Below are 25322 nucleotides of genomic sequence, written 5' to 3'. Positions count from 1 at the left end.
TAAGTAGTTCCTGTTAATAACTTTTATACAAAATTATAAACAATTTTTCCGATTATTGAAATTCTTTTAGTCATTTTGCCTTTGTTTTATCATTGATTTGAGCAAAAACCTGGTTGAGCTCATCTTTTTGACGGGGACTAAATTCGGGGATATAAAAAATTAAATGAACCTTGAGATCGCCAATAATTCTTGGATTTTTTGGATCAGGAGCCCCAGCACGAAGAACATTAACAATTTGACCTGATTTATAATAATCATAAAGTCTAACTTTTTTCAAACCGGTTGGGCTGGGAACCTCGACAGTATTTTGGTTGATAATATCAATTATTGAAACTGGCATATTCACATGAATATCATTTCCTGATCTAGTAAAATGTTTATGCTGACGAACATTAATCTCAAGATGAAGATCTCCAGAAGGCCCGCCTTTGTGTCCCGGTCCACCAAATCCGGCCACGCGGATAAACATTCCATCCTGGATTCCGGCCGGAATTTTAATAGTTACTTCCTCTTTTGTCTCAACTATAGTTTTTCCACGGCACTTTTTGCAATTTTTTGTAATGTTTTTCCCGGAACCTAAACAAACTGAACAAGTTGTTTTGTTTTGAACCCGACCAAATCCCGGGATATTTAAGACCTCAGTTTGCATTCCCCGACCTTGACAATTATAGCAAGTTGTAATATCAGAAGAAGAATTAGCGCCTGAACCCTTACAGTTATCACATTGATCGTATTTTGTTAATTTCTGGGAGATTTCTTTTCCGAGAATTGACTCGATAAAACTGATATAAATTTTAGCTTGAAAATTTTCGCCCTTTAAAGGACGACTATATTTTTGTTCTTGTGAGCCGCCAAAACCAAAACCAGAGGTAAAACTTGAAAAAATATCGCCAAAATCAAATCCTGAAAAGCCACTAGACCCACCACCAAATTGCTGATCAAAAGCGGCATGACCGAATTTATCGTACTGTTTTCGCTTTGTTTCATCAGATAAAATTTCGTAGGCTTCCTGGATTTCTTTAAATTTGGCCTCAGCTTGTTTTTGTTCTTCAGCTGATTTTTTTGTATTTTTATCAGGATGATAAATATTTACTAAATTTCGATAAGCTTTTTTTATTTCTGTTAGTGATGCTGATTTTTCAACTCCCAGAATTTTATAAAAATCTTGTTTTGCCATAAATTATACCTTATTTTTCTTTTTTTAAAGTTTTTTTTATTTTTTCAACCCGCTTTATTAAATTTTCCTGTTTGATCAAATTCCAAAACCGGAAAATTTAAGGAATTTTTAAGTGAAAATTCCATTTTTAGAAGTTATTTAACTATATAAATATAAAAAAGACACACTAGCAGAAATTTGCAAGTGTGCGTTTTTTATACCGAAAAAATTTTAATCCTGCTTGATTTCAGCATCAATTGTGTTTGAATCATCAGCTTTTGGATCAGATTCAGATGTATTTGCTTGCTGCGCGGTTGCCTGCGCAAAAGATTGGGCAGCTGCTTCAATTTGGTCTAATTTTAATTTTAATTCGTCAGTTTTTTCTTCTTTTAGAAGATCTTTTAATTCTTGAATTTGTTTTTCAAGTAATTCTTTTTGTTTTGGATCAATTTTTTCACCTTGATCAGTTATTGATTTCTCAAGTTGATTAATAAGCCCTTCGGCACGAACTGTTGTCTCGATTTTGTCTTTTTTAAGAGCATCAGCTTCACGATTTTCTTCGGCTTCCTGAATCATCTTATTAATTTCTTCTTCTGATAAAGTTGAAGTATTTTTAATTGTAATTGTTTGTTCTTTGCCGGTTTTTTTATCTTTTGCTGAAACCGTTGTAATCCCGTTGACATCAATTGAAAAGCTAACTTCAATCTGGGGAAGACCTCGTGGAGCAGCTTCAATTCCTGATAAATTAAAGCGACCTAACATTTTATTATCCGCTGCAAGTTGACGTTCACCTTGGACAACAGAAATTGTTACTTCGGTTTGATTATCCTCAGCTGTTGAGAAAATTTGTGATTTTGTTACCGGAATTGTTGTATTTCTTGGAATCAAAGGTGTTGCAATTCCACCTAAAGTTTCAATTCCTAAAGTTAAAGGAGTAACATCTAAAAGTAGAACATCACTGATCTCTCCAGCTAGAACCCCCCCTTGAATTGCAGCACCAATTGCGACTACCTCATCAGGATTAATTGAACGATTTGGCTTTTTATTTAAAGTATGCTCAATCATTGACTGAACAGCTGGCATTCTTGTTGATCCACCTACAAGGAGAACTTCATCAAGATCTGAAGCCTCAATTTTTGCTTGTTTTAGAGCATCAACAATTGGTTTGCGAGTTCTATCGATTAAATGGGCAGTCATTTTTTCAAATTCTGATCTTTTAAGTTCAAGTTCAACGTTAATCGGCCCGTTTTTGCCCATTCCTAAAAATGGTAGAGAAACTGTAGAAACACTTTGATTTGAAAGATTAATTTTGGTTTTTTCAGCCTCTTCTTTAAGTCTTGTAAGCGCCATTTTATCACTTTTTGGATCAAAATCATATTCTTCTTTGATTTTTTTAACAAGTCAATTTACAATTTCATTATCCCAGTCATCCCCACCTAAATGATTATCACCACTAGTTGATAAAACTTCGAAGGTTCCACCGGATAATTCTAAAACTGAGACATCAAAAGTTCCCCCACCTAAGTCATAGACAAGAACTTTCATTTCTTTTTCAGTTTTATCAAGGCCAAAAGCAAGTGCGGCCGCTGTTGGTTCATTTATAATTCTTTCTACTTGTAATCCAGCGATTTTTCCGGCATTTTTTGTTGCCTCACGTTGGGCATTGTCAAAATAAGCAGGTACTGTAATTACTGCTTTTGTTACTTTATGACCAATCTTTTTCTCAGCATATTCTTTTAAATAAGCAAGAATTTTTGCCGAGATTTCTTCAGGTTTATAATCTCTTTCATTTGCACGAACTGTTTTATCAGTTCCCATTAATCTTTTAATTGAAGCGATTGCTTCTGGGTTAGTTTCAAGTTGTCTTTTAGCTGCATCCCCGACAATTTCTTCATTGTTTTTAAAAGCGACAACGGATGGAGTTGTTGTTTTTCCGTTGGGATTTTCGAGAACGACAGGTTTTTGATTTTCAATAATTGCAACAACTGAGTTTGTTGTTCCAAGGTCGATTCCTAAAATGATTTCTTTTGCCATTTTTTGGTATCCTTTCTCTAATTTTTTTGAATTTTGAGTATTATTTTGTCTTATTTTCCTAGACAAAAGAAAGTATACCATAATTTGGCACTTAAAGTTAAAAAGTGCCAGAATTTATGAAAAATAGTCATAATTTTTAACTAGAAATAAAAATTTATTATAATTTTTTTCACTTTTTTTAAAATAGCTATAATTCTTTTAATTGAGTTTCGATATGTCTTTCAACTTTTTTAATAGCCTTAATTTTATAAATAACTATCCCAAAAAACACCAAAAAAGCAATACTAATTACCAAAAACAACAAACTAACTGCAAGTCAAGTTGAATCGATAAAATCATTTGGCAAGCCGCCGTCATTTTGTTTAACTAAATAAAAAGTGAGTAAAGCAATAAAAAAAATCAAAAAAATAATTCCAACAACTAAGAAAATTTTTCCATGTTTTTTCAACTGTTTCATTTTAGGAACAGAAGTTTTTTTATATGATTCAAAATCCATTTTAAAAAATCTCACTCTAATTTATTTTAACTTCAAGATTTAATTATACCAATTTTTTGTTAAAATTATAATAATTATCAAAAATTTGTTTATATTTTAAGAACTTAAAATTTTTATATGGAAAAATTTCAGGAATTAGTTAAAAAATTGATGCTGCCAAACCAGGTAGGAGTTTACCGTTTTTATGATGAAAAAAACACCCTTTTATATGTTGGGAAAGCTAAGAATCTAAAATCACGAATGAATCAGTATGCAAAAGGAGCAACTAATTCTTATAAAACCGAAGTTTTAATTAGAAAAACTAAAGAAATTAAATATGATATTCTCCAAAACGAAACCGAAGCACTAATTTTAGAAAAAAAAATCATAAGCAAATTCCAACCAATTTATAATATTAAACTTAAAGATGACCAAAATTATCCCTATATAAAATTAGAATTAGAAAAAAAACTGAATATTGAACTAGTTTATAAAATTTCACGCAGCAAAAAGTCAAAAAATATCTTTTTTTATGGGCCTTTTCTTAATAAAAGCAGCGCTTTGGTCCTAAAAAAAATATTAGAAAATATTGTCTTATACAAAAAAGGACAACAAATTGTACAATCAGAACCAGAAATTTTAAATCAAAAATTTTTTTTATGTAAAAAAATACTACAGGAACAAAAATTAATTAGTTTTTGCGAACAAAAATTAGAAAAAGCAAAGAAAAATAACCAATTTGAACTCGCCAACGAATATCACAAAGCGCTTATTGCACTGAAAAAAACTAAAATTGAACAACAAAATATTGAGCTTAACAACCTAAAAAATATTGATTTTCTTTATTATAGTGAAATTGGCGAGAATAATTTAGTAATTAGTTTTGCTTTTTATCGCAATGGTGTTTTTTTATCTAATAAAAATTTTATTATTGATATTATACTTAATTATACAGAAGTTTTAATTAATTTTTTAAATAATTATTATAAAATTAATATTTATCCCGATGAGTTAGTAGTTAAAAATTTTTGGCCTAAAAATGCTGAATTTTTAGACCCAAAAATTAATATCAAAATTGGAAAAAGCTTAAAATATAAGCATATTTTAAACACTTTAGCAAAAAATCACCAAGATTTTATCAGCCATAATTTTGACCAAGAAATTAAGAAAAAAATTAAAAATCAGAAAATTTTAGAACTAGTTAAAACCAGTTTAAAAATTGAAAATGTTGAAAAAATTATGGCAATTGACTGCTCAAATTTAGAGTCAAACTACCCCACAACTGGAATTATTTTCTATATAAACGGAATATATGAGCGAAATTACAATAGATTTTTCAATTATAGGGGAACAAAAAAAGGTGATACAAATTATATGAGACAGGGTTTTGAAAAATATATTAAAAATCCAAAATTTCTAAAACCTGATTTGATTTTAGTAGATGGAGGAATTCAACAAATTAATTTAATTATAGAAATTTTAAGAAAAAATCACTTTGAAATTCCGATTTTTGGAATGGTAAAAAATAAAAGGCATAAAACTGAAAAAATTATTGACTTAAATGGTAAAAAAATTAACCTAGCTCAAGAAGTTCTTAATTTCTTTGCTTTAATTCAAGAAAATGTCGATTTATTTGTTAAGGAAAAAATGAAGAAAAAACAAATAAAAAGTTTATTTTCTAAGGAATAATTCAAATTTCAGCATTTAAATTTTGTTATCTTTTTGAAAAAAATAAGTTAACAAAATTTAATTTTTAAGCTTATTAATATTTAAAAAGGTCTTTAAATTCTCACGTTTTTTAATTAACTCGGGAAATTCTAAGGAATTTTTTGAATCTGCTAATTTTGAATTAATTTCTGCAATATTAATATTATATTGATTTGTTAATTCCTTAATTTTTAGTAAAAATGTATCAATTAAATAATAAATTTTTATACGATCAAATGTGTTTGTTTCCTGGCCTTGAAGGTGTTTTACCGCGTTATTATTAATCATTTTTAAAAATATTGAGGAAATTATACCTAAAATTTGCGTATTATTTTTATTGGTAATTACAAAATCCAAGAAAATTTGCTTTATTATCTCGGAATTATTACTTATTAAATTAAAAATTATCCCATTAAAATCCAAACTATTCCGATATTTTAAACTATCAATTACAAAAAAACTCTCAAGAAAAGCTTTGATTAATTTGGATAGTTGCTGAAAATTATTTTCTGATAAAAATTTTACAAAAGCTTCAAAAACTAAATTTATTTCTGTAAAATTATTTGAATCTAGGCCCAAAAAATCTGTTAGTTTGATTTTTATCTTGGTAATAAAAGGTAAAATTTTATCAATAAAAGCTTTTATTGCATCTAACTGTCTGACAGAAGGACTAAAATGTAAAATATCTTGTGATGAATTAAAAATATTATCTTTTTCCTTAAAAAAATTTTGAATTTTAAGAGGCAAATTTGTTAAAATTTCTAAAAAAGATCCTAAATTACTGCTATTTTTTTCGCTATTTAGTTTAAGTCCTAATATAATTTCCCTTGATATTAAATTAATTAAATTTTTAAAAGTTTTTGTTCTTGTCAATATGTCGCTGATGCTTGAAATTAGAGATACTAAAGAAGCTTGATCGTCGTGATTTATACTAAAACTTCATTTATTTAATAATAAATTTAAAACATTTTTTAGAAAATCTGTCTGTTTGAATGCTTCAATTACAAAATTTCGGATAAAAGTGATTGATTTATTATAATTATTTGAATTCTGCAAAAACAGCAACAATAAATCTTTAAATGAACTAACAGTTGAATAATCCTTGTTATTTTTAATTAATTCCGTTAAAATAAAAATTACAAATTTTTGAAGAGTATTAAAATCTAAAACTTGACTGATAATTTCCTGATAAACTGGATCTTTGGTAAATGAAATAATAATTAGTTTGATAATCTTTTTTTGCCGGAAAAATAGATTATAAAATAAACTAATAGTTTCATTTTGGTGTTTTTGAACATAGGGGCTTGCTAAAACCTCAATTAAAAGCTTAACAATTTCTTTTTCTGTTAAAACGGTCGATTTTAAATAAGTAAGTAAATCGGGTTTTTTTTGTTCAGTTTTAGAATTTGTCTGGTTTGTAGGTGAGGAATTAAATAAATAACTTTGGGCGACCTGAAGAAGATTTGTGACAAAATTACTTTTGAAAATAATGTCAATAATATTATTAAATGCTTCAAAATTAGGATTTGCCTCATTGCCAAAAGTATCAATTATTTCGTTTACTAATTTTACAAAGGGACTTTGCTGTGAATCAAGAAGTGGAGTAATTTTACTTAGAAAATCCTTTGCAGAAAAATTAGTTTTTTCCTCTTTTTTAAAAGTATGCAATGCCTGAATGCTTTCCTTTTCAAAATTTGAATCAGCTTTTACAAAATTTAGCAATGAACCATTAAGCGATAGTTTTTCTAAAATTTCTTTATCTGGAGCTAAATTAATTTGTTGGTTTTCATTTAAATCGCTAGAAAAATTAGTTTGGTGAATTCTGCGATCTTTTGATTCAGATAGAGAATTTATTTGGTTTTTACCTAGGGTTAACGATAAAATTAAATTTTGCGCAATTTGCTTACTTCCCTTAATTTGCGGGCGAAAATTCATATGACTATCAAAATAAAATTCATCACCAACCTTAGAATTAACGCCTCTAAAAGGATTTATATAATTAACCCCTGTTTTTTGGGCTACTTTTTGGATTAGTTTGTTCAATCGATAAATCGAAAGATTATTATCATTAATTTCTATTAAATAATTTTCGGCTAAATCTTGTAAATATTTTTGGATTTTTGGCTGAATTTGATAGTATTCTATTAAATTTATATGAGCTTTAGGATTTATTTTTTTGATAATGGTTATTATTCTTTCTAAATTTGCCTCAATTCTTGTGAAAATTTTGTCTACTTTTAGCACAAAATCAGTGTTTTTTCTATTTTCTTTTAAACTTGAAAGCTTAAGATCATCAAAAAATTGAGAATTAAATGCATCTAAAAAATCTTTAAATCCAAGTGAAATACTAATTAAATTTGCTTTTTTTATCTCTTCAATTAATTTTGGAAAACTAGAACTAAAATCCCCAAAAACCGACCTAATTATCTCTGTGAATCGGGACTTATTGTAAATTTGCGCTTTAAAATTATTCAATCTTGCCTTATCAAGAAAATTATTTTTTGGCTCCAAAAAATATAATCAGTCCAAAATTCCTGAATCATTTAAGGCTAAATTTTTAAATGACTTAACGGAATCAGACTTAATAATTTGGGCAAAATTAACAAAAAAAGCAGGAAAAGAAATTCCCGTAATTGAGCCATTTACCATATTACTCCGACCATCAAGATTGTTATTTCAATCAAATCCAGTGCTTAAAAAATCACCAAGAGCAAGATAATTAATCTCATTTAATAATGGTTTTTTTATCTCATTTGAAAAATTTTTAGGAAAATTGGCTTTTTTTTGAGGTTGAAAAAAAACACCGGCTGTAATAATTCCGGAGAAAAAAATAATGGGAAGGCTTACCTGTAGACCTAATTTCAGCGTCTTTTTCATCATACCCACCTTTTTTAATTACATAAATTATACCACAAATGATATAAAAACAACTTTTTTTAGCATAAAAAGTTATCAACCTAGTAATAGAAAAATGAACAAAACAATTAGGGCTATAAAGTTAAATTGCTATATCTATCAATAAAAATTAATTTTTCACTTATTAATTTTTCAAGACATCTATCAAGATAGTCGCGAGTTTTGTTTTGTAGGCTTGTGAAATGAGTGACTTCTAAAATTAAGTTATATAAATCGGCTTTAGTTATCGAATTTGTGTGTTGAACTATTTTTATAATCAAATCTTTAATCTCGAAATAGTGAATTTCCTTTATTGGTCTTTTTGGTTGAAAGAAAAAATTATAATTCACAACATTTTTTAATAAATAATGTGATTGTGATTCGAAAATTATACCTTTTTTTATCAGATTATTAGCAATTTTAAGTGCCTCTTGTTTAGTTAGAATACTTGTTCTTGTCTTACCATCTAATCAGGCAACAATTTTATAAAATTCATTTTTGTGTAAAATTTGAACTTTTTCAAAAATATAGATTAATAAACTAAATTTATCTTTAATTTTATCATATAATTTAATTAAATTTTGAAAATCCAATTTAAATCTTATTTGAAATGCGGATCTGAAATCGTTTTTTGGTTTTTCAGCTATTAAAATCAAATTTTCATTAGTTTTGTTTTGTTTGGCTAACACATCCTGGCTTTTTTCAGCTTTTTTAGTTCCTATTAGTTTTAATTGTTCTTTAATTTTTTTTATTTGTAATTTGGGATTTTGAAATCAATCAATTGACCAAATTCTAAAAATTTTCCAACCACGCGATTCAAGAACTTTTTTCCTTAAAATATCACGATCCCTCGCGTTTTTTAGTTTTGCAAAAATTGAACCATCGCATTCAATGCCTAGCAAAAACTGATCTTCATTTTCAGGATTTAAAATAACTAAATCAATTTTATAATTAGAATAACCCACATTTTTTAATAATTTATAACCTAATTTTTTTAGTTCATTATAAACAATAGATTCAAAAGTTACTTCATTTGATGTGGTTTTTGTAGTTTGAGTACTAAATTGAACGCCATATTTGGCAATTTCTAAATATTTCCTTAGAAAAACAGCGCCCCTGGCTTTTGTTTTTGTTAGATCGATTTGTTCTGGTTCAATTGAAGAAACAACAACTGTTGAATATTTAGCGCGAGTAAAAGCGACATTCAAACGGCGATAACCATTTTTTTGATTGATTGCTCCGAAATTAGCAGAAATTTTTCCCTCTGGATTAGGCCCAAAATTCAGTGAAAAAATGATAATATCTCGTTCATCACCTTGAACTGATTCAATATTTTTAACAAAAATACCTTCTGATATACCTTGAAAATACCGCGGATTTTCTGCCTTAAACCTATCAATTTTCCCAGCAATTAATTTTTCCTGTTCAAGATTTGTTGTAACGACTCCAATTGTAAACTTATTTTGATATTTTTGAAAAATTTCTGCAAGGACTTCAAGTACTTTTTCGGCTTCCTTTTCATTTCTACGATTTTTATAAACTGCCTTTTCAACTTTAAAAAATTTAATTCCTTGAAATTCTTGTGGCCTTTCGATTGCCGGAAAAGTCATTAAATCATTATTATAAATTTCAATGTTTGAAGGTTGAATTAGCTCTTCAAATTTTGACCGATAATGCCATTTTAATCTATAAGATTTTAAAAAAGTTTGGCTTACATCAAGAATTGAAAGATAATCAGAAACATTAAATTCTGCTAGATCTTCGTTATTTTCTCCATCTTCAGAAAGACTATCAAAAAAACTTGTAGGGGGCATTTGCTCTTTATCACCCGCAATTATATACTGTTTTCCGCGGATAATTGCGCCGATTGCACTTTCTGGTTTTAGTTGCGAGGCTTCATCAAAAATTACAAGATCAAACACAATATCACTATTTTTAAAATATGAACTAACCAAAAGTGGCGACATCATAAGGCAAGGTTTTAATTTTTTTAACAGATTAGGTATTCGGACAAAAAGTTCATGAAAAGGCATTAAGCGACGAGATTTATTTGCTTCTTGTTTTAAAATTCTAATTTCTGAATTTTTATCGGAAAAAGAGTCAATTTGCGGAATTTTTTCTAGAAGGATTGAATCAACTTTTTTCCGGGTTAATTGGTCTAAATTTTTCTGGGCTTGTTCAAACTGCATTTGGTTTAAATGCAAAGTTTGTCAATCAAAAGCCTCAAATTCCAAATGAACTATTTGATTAATTAATAATTTATAAAATTTTTTAGTAAAAATTTTATAAAAATCTTGCTGAATGTTGTTTTCTATTACTTTTTTTACAAAATCATCAATTTCTAATTGAATTAGCGCATTAATATCAGTATTAATCCGCGAAATTTCATAAATTTGGTCGATTTTTACAAACTTTTGATGTAAGTTTTCCTCGAATTTTTTCTTTTCAAGAAACAAAAAATCAAACTGTTTAGAATCAAAATATGAAGTAAATTCCTTTCATATCTGCATAAATTTAATAACTGGGGAAAATAATTTTTCTGTTAAAAGTTCTTTTGTGTATTTTGAATCAAAGAAAAAGTCAACAAATTCTTTGTCTTGAACCTTAATTTTTGTTGAATTATTTAAAAATTTTAATTTTACATAAAATTTCAGCTGTCAAAGATTATTTTCAATTTCTTCTTCTGAATTCAGACTTAATTTAAATTTGAGACTCTCAACTAATTTTGATAACAATAATTTTTTTTGAATTAATAAATGAATTAATGAGTGAGTTTTAAGAAAAATTTCAGGCTCATAACCATCTTTAAGATAAGTAGATAAGGTTTTTTTAATTTTTTTATACTTAAAGTCCAAAAATTTTATCCTGGAATTTTGGTGAGTTTCAATAACCTCTTTAAACTCCAAAAGCGGAATATTTAGCGGAATTCTTTTAAAATAAACTTTTAGATTATCTTCAAGGCTAATAATTTCTGCCTTAGTTTCCTTAATTTGACTATATTTTTCTATCTCAAATGATAAATCTTCAATTTCTTGCAAGCCTACTAAATCGATTTTTGTTAATTTATATAAGGATTCTAGAAGTTCTGATAAATTTATAATATTGCTAAGATGTTGATCAGAATGCATTAAAAAAAACTTAAATTCTTTAATATTTTCAAAAATTAGCTTGCTTAATTTAATTAATTCTAATAACCAAGTTCTAAATTTTTCTTTTTCAAATTCATCAACTTGTGCCGATTTAAAACCATATCAAGGATGTTTTTTTAAATTAAAATTAATATTTTTTAATTTTTGAAACAAATTATTAAGAGCTCATTGAATTTTCTGTAGAGTTTCATAGTTAATTTTCCTAATTTTTTCCTCAGATAAATAAAAATCAAAACTAGAAAAATCGGCAAGATTCTGATATTCAGCTATTAATTGATATAAACTTTTTGATAACTGTGGACGAATTTTTGTTAATTTATCACCATAATCATTCAATTTTCGCTGTAATTCAGAGTAATTATTTTCGATTAGGTTGCTTTCAACCTTATTAATTAAAATTGAATTTGATCCTTTTTCTAAAGTATTTAAAAGCTCGTTGATTATTTCTTTTTTATTTATATTTTCATTATGAATCGCAATTACCGAATCTGATAATCCAATTTTTTTAAGGTTTGAATAAACAACATTTAGTGCCGCTAGTTTTTCAGCAACAAATAAAACTGTTTTCCCTCTTGCCAAAAATTCGTTGATTATATTAGTAATTGTCTGTGACTTTCCGGTTCCTGGAGGTCCATCTAAAATAAAATTTTCCCCTTTTATCGCCGCCTGAATTGCTGCTTCTTGAGTTGAATCTGCTTCTAAAATATGAAAATAATCGCGTGGGTTGATGTTATTGAATTCATCAGCGGTTTTGATTTTTTTGGTTTCGTCAGTAGTTTTAATTAAAGAATCTGAACCAAAAAAATTTCCATTTATTTCTGTATAAAAATTATTTTTAATAATTTTTTCTTGGTTTTCAACCAAATCAGTATAAATTTCAATTTTACTATAGTCAAAAGCGCTTAACTGGATGGTCTCAATCATTTCTCAGTTAGATAAGTTATTACCTTCACTGAATAACTTTTTAAAATTATTGTAATTTTCCTTAATCGAAAGCGAATTATCGATTCTGAATTTAGAAAGTTTAGTATCTAGTCCTAAGATTTGCAGTTTTTTTAGAAGCGTAAAATTTATACTTAGAAAGGCATTATCGAGAAATTCTAGCGAAATTGTTTCTTTTCCTTGAAAAATCAAGCGGTTAATTTGGACAGGAAATAAAAAAATAGGACTATAAATAGGAGTGTTTTCCTCAGTATTTTCGTATCATTTTAAAAATCCTATCCCTAAATAAAGAATATTTATTGACTTTTCTTCTTTATAATTTTTTGATTTTTGATATAAATTTTTAATTATTAATTGTTCTTGTTCAAGTAAAAAATCCGAAATAATTACTTTTGGAGGAATTTTTGAAATTTTTGTATTTATTTGAAGTTGCTCAAGTGTTAAAGGCAAAAAATCACTTAATTTATGGCTGTTTTTTTTAGATGCTTTTTTTTGTTGATCAAGCGATCTGAAAAATAAAGTTGTTTTATTTTCAATAATATTGTCTAAAAACTGATTAAAATCAGGAAATAAAATACCAAGTTTTAGTGGAACAGACTTAGTTGGCTGAAATAAATTAAAATTAATTAGGCGGTTTTTCTTTGAAATATCTAATAATTTATTTTGTCAATTCTTAAGATTTTCATAAACACTATCAACTTCCATAAAATTTCCTTAAAAAAAAATACTTTTTTCAAAATATGTATGAATATTATAAATGTTTTTTTAGAAAAAAACACTAAATAAGTTCTATGATAAAAAAGTATTTTTTGCCTTTTCTAAGCAAAAATAAATTGCTTTTATCTTTTAGTTCTTCAGTTATATCACCAATATTTGAGATTTTAGATCCATTAATTTCAAGAGCTTTATGAGAAATAAATTCATTTAATTCACGCTTTGATTTAAATATTCCAAGGTCGATTATTTGATTGGCATTGAAAAAAGATACTTTAAAATACGGGATAATTTTTTTTAGTTCTAACTTATCTTTAAATGTTATTTCTGTATAATCTAGTTTTTCAAATAAAATTTTTGTAATTTTTTTAGCTATCTTTAGGCCTTTGTCTCCATGGATATTAAAAACAACCTCTTGTGCTAAATTATACTGTAAAATACGTTGTTTTTTATCATTTTTATGCTTGAAAATTAGCTCATTTATTACTTTTAGATCTAAAAAAGATAACCACAACATAATTTTTTCGGCTTGCTCATCGTTTTGATTTAATAAAAATTGGTACAAATGAAATGGCGAATACATTTCTGGATCAAGCCAGATTGGTTTTCCTAAACTTTTGCCAAATTTTTGGCCGTTTTCGTCGGTTAATAAATTAGTTGTAAACACAAAAGCTTCATCTTTTTGGACTAAATTTGATTTTTTGATAAAATCAAGACCAGTAACCATATTCCCTCATTGATCAGAACCACCAGCTTGACCGATTATTTGATAATTTTCTGCTAAAAATTTAAAATCTCAGCCTTGAATCAACTGGTAGGAAAATTCTGTAAAAGAAAGACCAACTTCGATCCGCGAAGCCACCGATTCTTTGGCTAAAAGATAAGAAATATTGATATTTTTCCCGACATCACGCAAAAAATCAAGAATATTCATATTTTTATATATCTCAAAATTATCAAAAACTGGCAAACCAAAGGACTCTAACTGTTTTTTAATTTTCTCTTTATTGGCATTAAGTGTCTTAAAATCAAGTAGTTTTCGCTCTTTTGAACTAAAAGATGGATCCCCAATCATTCCAGTAGCCCCACCAATAACTGCAAGTACTTTTATCCCTATTTTTTGTAATCTTTTAAGTAGACTGATTGAAATATAGTTTCCTAAATGCAGAGAAGTAGCTGTTGGATCAAATCCGATATAAATTCCTTGGTCAGGTTTTAGATTAAAAAATTTTTCAGGACTGCTGATATCCTTTAGAATATTTCTTGTTTTTAATTCAGTGAGAAATTCTTGTTTTTCTATATATGACATAAAAACCTTTAAATTTTAAACTTTTTTTAATAAAAGCGCAATTTCCTGATCATAAATAGGCTTATTATCAACATAAGGTGTCTCTAAAATTTTAGGAATATTAGCAAAAAGTGGGTCAAAAATAATTTTGCGTAAGCTTTCAAGCCCAATAAAACCTTTGCCAATATTAGCATGTCGATCCTTTTTTGAACCTAGTGGGCTTAAAGAATCATTTAAATGGATCACTTTCAAATAATTAATTAGCCTTGTTCTTCTTATTTCTTTACAAAATTCAGGAAAATTTTTAAGATCATATCCAGCATCCCAGACATGGCATGTATCAAGACAGATTCCGATTCTTGGTGATTCAACTGCTTCAACTATTTCAACAATTTCTTCAAAATTAGCGCACATTTCACTACCTTTTCCAGACATTGTCTCAAGTAATAAAATTACATTTTTAGTTTTTTCTAAAATTGATTTTAGTGATGAAATTAACTGTTTTTTTGCCACTTCTTTAGTAAAACTTGTGAAAAATCCAGGGTGTAGAACCAAAAATTTTGCCCCGATATAGTTTATTTTTTCGATCTCCTTTACTAAAAAATCATTAGAAAATTGTGCTTTTATAGGACTAGCCGGATTTATAATATAAGGGGCATGAACAATAATATCTTCAGGCGGAATTTGTTTAAAAAAGTGTTTTTGATAATCTTGGAGTTTATAATTCTCGGGCTTGACTCGGAAAGTTGACTGTGGAGGTCCTAGAAAAATCATTGCAGTGTTTGCTTTATTTTCTAGTGATTCTTGAATTGCACCAAAAAGATAATCAGGTTTTCTGAATCTTACATGGGAGCCTATTTTTATCATAATAATCTCATTTCTTTTAAAATTTCAGCTAATTTAACTGTAAAGGTTGGAATTTTGCTATATTTTTCCTTTAAAATTCGCTCAATTTCAAAGACAAAAGCCTGCTCAATTAAATGGGGAATTTCTAGGACTTTTATTTTTTTATGGTATAATGTTATCTGATCGGATCATTTTAGATCTGAGGTGATAATTAAATCGGCTTTTTGTTTTTTTGCTTGAAGGCAGGCCAAAATTCCGCCTGAACCAGGAAGAATTGCTACTTTTTTTGGAAAAAAATTTTTTTCAACATTGCTGCGGAAAGTAGTTAAATTTGTATTTAATGAAATTTTTTTTAAAATTTCATTAAAATCCGCACTAGTTTGAAACAAAATATTGAATTCATCAATTTTTTCGATTTTTTCAAAATCGAATCCACACTGCTTTATTATTGAAAAAGCAGTTTGATTTTCTTTTGAATCAAAATTAGTATGCAGTGAAATCACGCTAATTAATTTTTTTTTAAGTAAAAGAGTAAGTTTTTTTTTATAAGGTGAATAGGCATATTCCTCTTTTTTTGTTTGATAGAAAAAAAATGGGTGATGAGTTATTATCAAGTTAGAACTGTTTTTTAGTGCAAAATCTAGGACATCATTTGTCAGATCAAGACAAATAGTTGCGCCTAAAAATTTAGTATCAAAAAGAAATTGTCAGCCACACTTATCCCAATTTTGACAATTTTCTAGTGGAAATTTTTCAAGGAGAAAATCGCCAACTTCCTTTGTTTTCATTACTTTTTAATTAAAATCCCTTAATGATAGGCGGCGATGTGGGGTTCTTAATTTTTTTAGAATTTTTGCCTCAATTTGCCTAACCCTCTCTTTTGTTACTCGACGCATCGCCGCAAGCTCTTCAAAACTATGGGCCTGATAAGGAATTCCTTCATCGTTTGTTCCGACCCCATAACGTCTTTTGATAAAATCTCTTTCATCATAATCAAGTGTTGAATCGATCATTTCAAGCAAAACTTTCGCTTTTTCCTCACGAATTGCATAATCTACTGGGGAAATCATATTCTCATCCTTGATAAAATCAGAAAATGAACTATCTTCCTCTTTCCCAATTGCTTTATCTAGTGAAATTGGATCGATATTGATTTTTTTAATATACCGTATTTTATCAGGGCTAAATTCGCCATCTAAACGTTCTGAAATTTCTTCGGCTGTTGGATTAAGTCCTTTTTCTTGTTGTAATTCCCTTTCTACCTTATTAATTTTATTGATTGTCTCGACCATGTGAACCGGAATTCGAATGAGCCGGGCTTGGTCGGCAACCGCCCTTGTAATCGCTTGGCGGATTCATCAGGTTGCATAAGTTGAGAATTTAAATCCACGGGTATAGTCATATTTTGCAACTGCTTTAATAATACCGAGGTTTCCCTCTGAGATTAGATCGATAAATCCAAGACCGCGGTTTTTATAGCGTTTTGCACTGTTAACCACCAAACGTAAATTCCGTTTTATTAAGGTATCACGCGCTTTTTTTCCAATCCGGCCTTTGATTTTCATTTTTTTTGCAAGTTCTCTTTCTTCTTCAGCCGTTAAAAGTTTTCCATATTTTCCAATCCAACGCATATACCATTTTATCATATCACTTGTATCGGTCAGTTTGTTAAGGTAAACTTCATCACTATAAACTTTTGGTTTGTGGTATTGATTTGGACTATTTTCTGTTATATAATCCAGGTCGTCAATTTCCTGAATTTTTAAGGAATCATCGACTGATTGTCCTAGATTTAGGTCAGAATTATCATCTTCCTCGTTATGATTAATATCGAAATTTTGATCATCTAAGTTTATTAGTGACTGATCAAAATCTTGACTATATTTTTTATTTTTTTTATCTCTAACAGATTTTTTATTATTAATTTGCTCGGCAAAATCAAAACTTGAAACATTTTCAAGATCCTCCTTATCGACTTCATCAGCAATTATTTTTCTTTGTATTAAAGTTTGAAAAAAATCATCAAGTTTTTCTTCTTCAATTGCAAGATTTCACTTTTCAATATATTTATAAATTTCATCGTGACTTAAAAAAATAGAAAAATTATCTAAATTAGAACTATTTTTTCCTATCTTTTGGTGTTTTTGTTCTAATTCTTGTTCTAATTTCTCGATAATAAAATTATATTCAGAACTATTTTGATTAATATTAGAAATTGGAATAAAATCCTCTTTTTGGGGGAAAAGTTCTTTATTTTCTGTTATTTTTTTAGGTAAATCTATATTATCAGGTTTTTTGACTGGGATAATTTTAGTTAGTTTTTCCTTAACTGAATTTGTTTTAGCTTTTTTTACGGGTTTTTTGGGGGATACCAGGGTGGAATTTAGCTGTTTTTCTGTTTTTTGTTTAGATTTTTCTTCTTTTTTTGATTTCTGAGCCAAACTAGTTGAATTAATATTTTGAGATAGTTGCAATAAAGTTTTTGCTCGAAATTGTTCTAAATTCTTTAAAAAATCTGATTGGTGTTTTGATGTTTTGATAATGTTGAAAAAATTTTCGATTTGCTCGTATGAATTTTTTCTTCGCTCACGAAGATTTGCTTTTTTTGTATTTTTTGGCTTTTTAATTCCATCTTCTCTTGTTAAATCTGTTTTTTTTCCTTCTTCTATATTTACTTTTTTTAATGAATTTTCCATTTTTATCTCTTCTACACTAATACTTGAAACTTTTTTATCAATAATTTTTTTTGTTTTCTGCGTTTTTTCTAGCAACGAAAAATCAATAAAACTCTCTTGTTTTGGGAATTTTAACTGTTTTTTTAGCATAAACACCCACCTTTTTCTGATTATAGACCTCTAATTTTTTTAAAGAACTTGCCCACAAACTCATTATTCATTTCTTTATCAAGTTGAAGTTTACGAATATTATCGGCATCTTTTCTGCCTCTTGTTTTTTGTATTAATTCCATTAAATTGTCTAAATCATCGGCATTTTTCTCTTTTTTTCAATTTAAATCCTCGTTTATGAGTTTTTCTATGCGATCTTTAAATATTAAATTTTCTAATTCAGCATTTACTTCCTTTAATTTTGTTTTTATCTTTTCCCGCATTTTTGGATTTTTATACCCAAAAATGTTAATTTCTTCCATTAATTTATTATTTAATGGATTTAGAAATTTAAATTGCTTTCCTTTAAAACGATTATATTTTTCACCGTCATGGTATAAAATATCATCTAAAACTTGACTTAAAATTTTAAGTTCTTGAATTTCGGTTGAAATCGGTTTTGCTAGCCATAAATTAGTTGTTTTTTTTATGTGAATACTTTTAATTTGGTCCTCATTTTCTTTTAAGGTATTTTCTAATTCATTATAATGTTGAACTGAAGGTCTAAATTTAAAACTATCCTGGGAAATACCAAAATCTTCCTTAATTTTTTTGAAAAAAATTTGCGCTAATTGCAGATTTTGGTGATATAATATTTCTAAAAAGGGACTAAATTTTTCAATGAAAATTTTTATCTCTTCACTTGAATTATTTTTTATAGAATTCTTATAAAAATCATAAGCGAAATCAAAGCTATTTATTCGATTACTTAGTTTATTAACAAGTGCTTCTGAACCAAAAGTATTGAAATATTCATCTGGATCTTTGCCTTCAAAACCTGTTAAAATATAAGTATTTATACGGTTTTGTCCCAGAATAAGTCCTGATTTTAGACTAGCTTCCACACCAGCCTTATCACTATCGAGCGCGAGTAAAACTGTAAAATTATTAAGCATTTCACAGTGTTTTTTTGTCAAAGTTGTTCCCATCAGTGCAACTGCATTTTGAATTCCCGCCTTATAAAAAGCAATTACATCAAAAAATCCTTCTGTAATAATGATTTCTTTTGGGTTTTGCTTTATTGCGTTTGCATAATTATAAAGAATTTCAGTCTTTGAAAACAAACTATTCGAGGATGAATTCAAATATTTTGGTTGACATATTTTATCATCTAAACAGCGACCAGAGAATCCAACCACTTTTCCTTCAAAATTTTCAATCGGAAAAACAAGTCTTTTTTGAAAAAAATCATTTCCATTAACAGTTAGAAGTGAATAATTCATTAAAACCTCGCCATCAAAAAATTTTGAATCAATTAAAAATTTTTTTAAAATTGAGTTTGTCGGCACAAATCCGATTTTAAATTTTTCGATAATTTCCCTTGTAATCCCGCGTGATTTAAGGAAGTTAAATAACTGGAAAAAAATAGGATTTTCGATAATCAAATTCTGCTGGCCTAAAGAGAAAATCTTGATAAGTTCAACTAAATAAATAGAAACCGCGTTTTCAAAGGCTCGTAATGCTTGAAGCTCATCTTTTGAATAATTTTTTTCAAGTTTTGTGGTATAATTTAGCTTAAGTTTTAAATTATATTCCTTATCAAGAAATTGCAGGGCTTCTAAAAAATTTAAATTTTGTAACAACATTACAAAATTTATAATATTACCGGATTTTTGGCACGAAAAACATTTAAAAATTTGTTTTTTTAAGGAAACTGACAACGACGGATTTGTATCTTCATGAAATGGGCAAAGACCGACAAAAGAATCTCGACCTTTTGGTTTTAAATTTATATTTTTTGAAATTAGGTCGTAAATATCGGTATTTTTTATTATATGTGTTATAATTTCTTGTCTATTCATTAACAAAATTTTCCTTGATAAATTTAGTTATTTCGTCAATTTTTAGTGTTTTTTGCTCGGTTGTATCCCGGAATCTTAGTGTTACAATGCTATTTTCAACCGATTTTTGGTCAATTGTAATACAAAAATACGTTCCAATCACATCTTGATGATAGTATCTTTTCCCGATTGAACCGGAAGTTACTAGTGTTGCTGATATTTTTTGGCTAATTAATTCATTTCAAATTTTTTCTGCTAAAAAATTAAATTTTTTCAAAAGCGGCAAAACTGCAACCTTATAAGGACTTAGAATAAATGGTAGCTTTAAAAAATAGCGATTTTTTACACTGTCAAAACAAAAACATTCTTCTAAAACCGCCAACATTAAACGATCAAGGCCCATCGAAGGTTCGATAATGTGGGGTAAAAATTTTTTTCCTGTAGCTGAATCAACAAATTCAAGCTTCTCACCACTTTTCTCACTATGGTTTTTGAGGTCATAATCACCACGATTACTAATTCCGATCAATTCACCCCACCCAAAATTAAAATTGTATTCAAAGTCAGCTGTTGCCTTGGCATAATGAGCTAATTTTTCTTTTTTGTGATAGTTTAATCTGATTGAATTTTTCGCAAAACCAAGTTTTTTTAAAAAGTTTTTAATTTTTTCAATCTCATTTTGAAAAAAATTCTCTGATTGATCGGGTTTTAAGAATATTTCTAATTCTAGTTGTACAAATTCACGTGTACGAAAAATGAAATTTCCCGGGGAAATTTCATTTCGGAAAGATTTTCCTACTTGAGCAATTATCAAGGGCAAACTATTTTTTGTTGTCCGCAGAAGATTTTTAAAATTTATAAAAATACCCTGAGCTGTCTCCGGTCTTAAATATAAAAGTGTTTTTTCATCTTCGATTATGCCTTGATAGGTCGGAAAAAGTAAATTAAATTTTTTTGGGCTAGCTCATTCAACTTTTGCATTTTCCAAAAGTTGAATTTGAGATAAATACCCCTGAATTTCATCCTGAGATAATTTTTCAAATTCAACCTCAGGAAAAAATTCTTCAAAAAGATGATCAACACGATATCTTTTTTTATTAATTTTATTTTCAACTAATAAATCAACAAAATTATCAAGGTGTCCAGACGCCTGTCAAACTTTCGGGTTTAATAAAATTTTACTATCAATAAAAAATGCATTAGGATTTGAATTAACAAAAAAATCAGCTCAAAAATTCTCAATATTTTTTCTTAAAAGCACACCAAGATGACCATAATCATACGAATTTGCCAGACCACCATAAATTTGTGAACTTGGAAAAACAAACCCTAGCTCCCGTAGTTGGTTAATAAAAAAATTGTAATTTTCAATTTTGGCCATTATTCAATCCTTAACAATTATTAGTTTTTATTTAATAAAAGAGTCAAGATTAAGATTTTTTGTGGAAATTTCTGACATTTTTTTCGACATTGATTCAAATTCATTAATTAAACGGTTAAATTCAGCACTTGACCTTCCAGAACCACGCAAAATTCGACTTCGACGCGAGGGATTTTTTAAAATTTTTGGTTTTTTTCTTTCCTCAATTGTCATTGAAGAAATCAAAATTTTATAGACCTTCATCTTTTTCTCAACTTCATCTATTTGACTTTGATCAATTTTTCCTGATAAACCTGGTATCATTTTAATAATTTTTGAAAATTTTCCGATTTTCTGAATCTGGGCTAGACTATTTAAAAGATCATTTAAATCAAACTGGCCAGAAAACATTCGATGAGATAATTTTTTTACTGTTTTTTTGTCAATATTTTCCTCTGCTTGCTCTAAAAGTGACCTTACATCCCCCATTCCTAAAATTCGATCGGCCATCCTATTTGGATGAAAAAGTTCAAGAGCAGAAATTTTTTCACCTGTCCCGACGAGCAAAACCGGAATTTTAAGTAAATGCGTTATTGAAAGCGCGGCACCTGCGCGCGCATTTGAGTCTAATTTTGTAATAATTGCTCCTGTGAGGTTAATTTTCTGGTTGAAAATTTGAGCAACATTGATAATGTCTTGACCTGAAAGTGCATCAAGAATAAATAAAATTTGATCAGGTTTAATATTTTCTTTAATTTCTGAAAGCTCATTCATTAATTCTTCGTTGATTGAAAGCCGGCCAGCCGTATCGAAAATTACAAGATCAAAATCATTGTTTTTACTATAAATTAGGGCCTCTTTTGCAATTTGAACTGGTGATTTCTCAACATAAAACACCTCAATTAAAACCTGTTTTCCTAACTGTTTTAATTGATCGATTGCAGCTGGTCTATAAGTATCACAAGCAACTAGTAAAATTTTTTTTGCTAATTTTTTTTGCCTTGCAAAAACTGCTAATTTTGCAGCGGTTGTTGTTTTCCCCGAACCTTGAAGGCCAACTAACATTATTATAGTAAGAGTTTTGTTAAAATTAATTGATTTTGAATTAATTCCAAGAATTTCTAGTAAATTTTGATGTAAAATTTTTAGAAATTCTTGCTGTGGGTTTAATTTTGAAGTCAAACCCTGCTTTAAGACTTGGGCTTTAACTTTAGATATAAAATCTTTAACCACCAACAAATTAACATCAGCTTCAAGTAAGGCAAGCCGGATTTCACGTGTTATTTCGACTAAATCACTTTCATTAATTGTTATGGATTTTTGTAATTTTTTTAAGGATGACTGAATTCGATTAGTTAAAAATTCTAGCATTTGTTTATAAAAAATACAAAACTTTTCCTTTAAAAATAGGAAAAATTTTATACCCCTCTTCAGATTTTTAGTTTGATAATTTTTCTATTTTTTCTGAAATTCTTGAATTTGCTGATTAACCTCAGCGGAAAAATCAACATTCTGCTTTTGGATCCCCTCGCCTACCTCAAAACGAACTACTTTTTCTAATGTTGCTGAATTTTGAGCTAAATATTTTTCGACTGTAATAGCACTGTCAGTCGCTAAAGGCTGAAGTTCTAAAACAAATTCTGAAAGTTGCTTGTCTATCATTCCTTTTAAAATGCCGGCCTTAACATTTTCTGGTTTTTTCTCAAAATTTTTAACTTCAGCAAAAGCCTTTTTCTCAACTTCTAATTGAATTTCCTGCAATTTCTCGTTTGGAACCTCGATTTTTAAAATATATTGGGGATTTAATGCCGCTACATGCATGGAAATATTTTTTGCTATTTCTAAATTTCCGCCTTTTAAAATCGTAATTACTGCAATTTGACCATTTGAATGGGTATAAACTTCAACACTTTGTTCTAAAGAATATTTTGTTTTAAAAACGCGACGCAAGGTAATTTTTTCGCCTATTGTTGCTGTTGCTAAAATCAATAATTCTGAAATTGGCCTACCTGCCTCATCCTGAATAAGTAAGGCGTCTTCTAAATTTGTAAAATCATTTGCAAGGAGTAACTCACCAATCTTTTGTTGCAAATTTATAAAATTTTGATTTTTCGCAACAAAATCAGTTTCCGAATTTAGCTCAAAAACTAAAACGGAATTAGGATCTTTTTTTGCTAAAACCAACCCTTCAGCGGCAATTCGATCTGATTTTTTCAAAGCTTTTGATTTTCCGCTTTTATTAAGTCAATTAATTGCTAAATCAATATCATAATCGGAATTTTCTAATGCTTTTTTACAATCAACAAAGGGAGCATCACTAATTTCCCTTAATTTTTTGATTTTTGCCATTTTATCAATTTGTGACATCTTAACCTCTCGTATTTTTATTTTTATTTTTTAGGCTTGAATTTCTGTGTTTGGTTTTAAAACTTGACTCTCTTTTAAAGTATTTTTTTGGCGAGCAAATTTTTCAAATGAATTATTGCGGTAACGAGTTTGTTTTAATTCTTTTTCTGGATCCTCAGGAAGAATTATATTTTCGTCTGACTGATATGCAAAAAGTTTTTTACCTCCTTTTGCTGAAGCAATTGCATCAGCTAGAACTGTAAATATTAATGTAATTGATTTAGTCGAATCATCATTTGCTGGAATCCCAAAATCAACCAACGAAGGATCAACATTTGAATCTGTTATGCCAATAATTTTTATCCCTTTCTTACGAGCTTCTTTAACCGCGATTGCATCCTTTAAGGGGTCGGCAACTAACATAATTAGAGAAAATAGGGGAACATCCTTAAGCCCTTTAATTCCGTTAAGGTTTTTTTGTAACTTGGCTAATTGTTTTTGTTTTGCAAGTTTTTCCTTTTTTGTATAACCTTGAAAATTTTCTGCTGCTTGCTTTTCAAGATTTTCCATTGTTTTAAGCCTAGATAAAATTGTTCGATTATTTGTTAAAGTTCCACCTAATCATCTGCCTGAAACATAAATAGAATTTGTTCGGACAGCTTGTTCTTCTATGACTTTTTTTGCCTGTTTTTTTGTTCCAACAAAAATAAATTTTGCTCCTTTTTGAGCAAACTTTTCAACTAATTTATAGGCAATTTCCAACATTTTTTGTGTTTTTAAAACGTCAATAATGTGGGTTTCATTTCTCTTTTTTTTTAACAAAAATTGCGCCATCTTTGGGTGTCATTGTGATGCTTTGTGACCAAAATAAACCCCAGCTTCGAGTAATTTTTGTTTTGAAATAATAGGAGTTTCAGTAGGATTTTCCGCTGGAATCTCGCTAATATTTAATATTTCGGATTGCTTTGGATCAACATTTTGGACTTGTTGTGTTACTAGTTTTTCCATATTTTTCCTTTAGTTTGTTATTTCTACTTAAAATTTCGAACAGTTAGAACTTAAAAAAGCACACCCAACTGAATCCATTTTAATGATATTTTTATTTATTCTGAGCTTAAGAATTAAATTATATCATAAAATTAAAAATTAAAAATTAAAAACAATTTAATCTTTTTCTGATACAATTACTACCTGTAATTCTGCTTTAAATTTACAAATTAAACTAAAAAATTAAATCATCTGATCAATATAACCTATAAAATCGATTATCCCTGGATATGTTAGCGGGATTTCAAAACCTTCTTTTTGTAAAAATGCAACAGGAATAGATTTTCAGGATAAATTAATTTTGTCAATACTTACAATATAAAATTTTTCTAGTTGTTTGAAAAAAATTATAAAAAAAGCACAACCAAAATGTTCTCGAATTTTTTGAAGATAACTTAGTTGATGTTCAGGTATTTGCTTTAAATTTAGAACATTTTCGTTTGTACTTTTTGCCTCAAAAGCAACAAAAATTCCTTTATAAATTCCATAATAATCAACTGTTGATTTCTTAAAAATAAAAGCATCATTGACTGCTAAATCTTTACTAACCGCCTTAAAACTAATATCTAAATTTTTTTTATGGAAAATACCAATACCGTTTTCACAGTAAAATTCAATTGTGTTGTTAATAATTTTTTCGAGAAACATTCCGCGGTTTTTGTGGTTCATATATAACATATTAAGTTTTTTTTCACTT

The 25322-nt window shown here is 28.2% G+C and carries 16 protein-coding genes; 1 reads left to right on the top strand and 15 read right to left on the bottom strand.

Features of this window, described 5'->3' with window-relative positions; genetic code table 4:
• Positions 1-52 precede the first annotated feature (52 nt).
• The 3 genes from MHJ_RS00335 to MHJ_RS00325 form a co-directional block, all read right to left on the bottom strand.
• Positions 53-1177 carry a DnaJ C-terminal domain-containing protein gene (locus tag MHJ_RS00335; protein WP_011283884.1) on the bottom strand — a complete coding sequence of 375 codons (1125 nt, stop codon included), beginning with the start codon at positions 1175-1177 and terminating at the stop codon, positions 53-55.
• 210 nt (positions 1178-1387) lie between these two features.
• The gene (gene dnaK / locus MHJ_RS00330) at positions 1388-3190 is read right to left on the bottom strand and encodes a molecular chaperone DnaK (RefSeq protein WP_011283883.1); all 1803 of its coding nucleotides are present in this window, start codon (positions 3188-3190) and stop codon (positions 1388-1390) included.
• Between the two features lie 187 nt (positions 3191-3377).
• Entirely contained in the window at positions 3378-3686 is a 309-nt protein-coding gene (locus MHJ_RS00325) for a hypothetical protein (RefSeq protein ID WP_044284577.1), read from the bottom strand.
• Between the two features lie 117 nt (positions 3687-3803).
• On the opposite strand from MHJ_RS00325, the gene MHJ_RS00320 reads away from it, so the two are divergent.
• The gene (locus MHJ_RS00320; protein WP_014579568.1) at positions 3804-5354 is read left to right on the top strand and encodes a GIY-YIG nuclease family protein; all 1551 of its coding nucleotides are present in this window, start codon (positions 3804-3806) and stop codon (positions 5352-5354) included.
• Positions 5355-5411: 57 nt separating this feature from the next.
• On the opposite strand, the gene MHJ_RS00315 is transcribed toward MHJ_RS00320, so the two are convergent.
• The 12 genes from MHJ_RS00315 to recU all read right to left on the bottom strand — a co-directional run bounded on the left by MHJ_RS00315 (position 5412) and on the right by recU (position 25294).
• The gene (locus MHJ_RS00315; protein ID WP_044284576.1) at positions 5412-8249 is read right to left on the bottom strand and encodes an SGNH/GDSL hydrolase family protein; all 2838 of its coding nucleotides are present in this window, start codon (positions 8247-8249) and stop codon (positions 5412-5414) included.
• A 113-nt stretch (positions 8250-8362) separates the two neighbouring features.
• A complete protein-coding gene (locus MHJ_RS00310; protein ID WP_044284575.1) occupies positions 8363-13063 on the bottom strand; it encodes a DUF4011 domain-containing protein in 4701 nt (1566 codons plus the stop codon).
• 73 nt (positions 13064-13136) lie between these two features.
• Positions 13137-14381 carry a tyrosine--tRNA ligase gene (gene tyrS, locus MHJ_RS00305; protein ID WP_011205904.1) on the bottom strand — a complete coding sequence of 415 codons (1245 nt, stop codon included), beginning with the start codon at positions 14379-14381 and terminating at the stop codon, positions 13137-13139.
• A gap of 15 nt (positions 14382-14396) precedes the next feature.
• Positions 14397-15227, bottom strand: a complete 831-nt coding sequence (locus MHJ_RS00300; protein ID WP_011283879.1) for a deoxyribonuclease IV — start codon at positions 15225-15227, stop codon at positions 14397-14399.
• A complete protein-coding gene (locus MHJ_RS00295; protein WP_011283878.1) occupies positions 15221-15994 on the bottom strand; it encodes a Nif3-like dinuclear metal center hexameric protein in 774 nt (257 codons plus the stop codon). The genes MHJ_RS00300 and MHJ_RS00295 overlap by 7 nt, the downstream gene beginning before the upstream one ends.
• Before the next feature lie 6 nt (positions 15995-16000).
• Positions 16001-18031: an RNA polymerase sigma factor gene (locus tag MHJ_RS00290; protein ID WP_237697226.1), complete on the bottom strand. Its 2031-nt coding sequence runs from the start codon at positions 18029-18031 to the stop codon at positions 16001-16003.
• Positions 18032-18051: 20 nt separating this feature from the next.
• Positions 18052-19893 (bottom strand): DNA primase, encoded by a 1842-nt coding sequence (gene dnaG, locus MHJ_RS00285; protein WP_011283876.1) that lies wholly within the window; start codon positions 19891-19893, stop codon positions 18052-18054.
• Positions 19886-21253 carry a glycine--tRNA ligase gene (locus tag MHJ_RS00280; RefSeq protein ID WP_044284574.1) on the bottom strand — a complete coding sequence of 456 codons (1368 nt, stop codon included), beginning with the start codon at positions 21251-21253 and terminating at the stop codon, positions 19886-19888. The genes dnaG and MHJ_RS00280 overlap by 8 nt, the downstream gene beginning before the upstream one ends.
• 27 nt (positions 21254-21280) lie before the next feature.
• Entirely contained in the window at positions 21281-22603 is a 1323-nt protein-coding gene (ffh, locus tag MHJ_RS00275; RefSeq protein ID WP_011283874.1) for a signal recognition particle protein, read from the bottom strand.
• A gap of 84 nt (positions 22604-22687) precedes the next feature.
• Positions 22688-23599, bottom strand: coding sequence for a translation elongation factor Ts (gene tsf / locus MHJ_RS00270; protein WP_011283873.1), 912 nt, complete (start codon positions 23597-23599; stop codon positions 22688-22690).
• A 30-nt stretch (positions 23600-23629) separates the two neighbouring features.
• A complete protein-coding gene (gene rpsB, locus MHJ_RS00265; protein WP_193325077.1) occupies positions 23630-24586 on the bottom strand; it encodes a 30S ribosomal protein S2 in 957 nt (318 codons plus the stop codon).
• A gap of 222 nt (positions 24587-24808) precedes the next feature.
• On the bottom strand, positions 24809-25294 hold the full coding sequence (recU, locus tag MHJ_RS00260) for a Holliday junction resolvase RecU (RefSeq protein ID WP_011283871.1): 486 nt from the start codon (positions 25292-25294) through the stop codon (positions 24809-24811).
• Positions 25295-25322 lie beyond the last annotated feature (28 nt).

It is taken from the genome of Mesomycoplasma hyopneumoniae J (assembly GCF_000008205.1).
GTDB classification, from domain to species: domain Bacteria; phylum Bacillota_I; class Bacilli_A; order Mycoplasmatales; family Metamycoplasmataceae; genus Mesomycoplasma; species Mesomycoplasma hyopneumoniae.
This window is presented reverse-complemented; position numbering and strand designations above follow the sequence as displayed.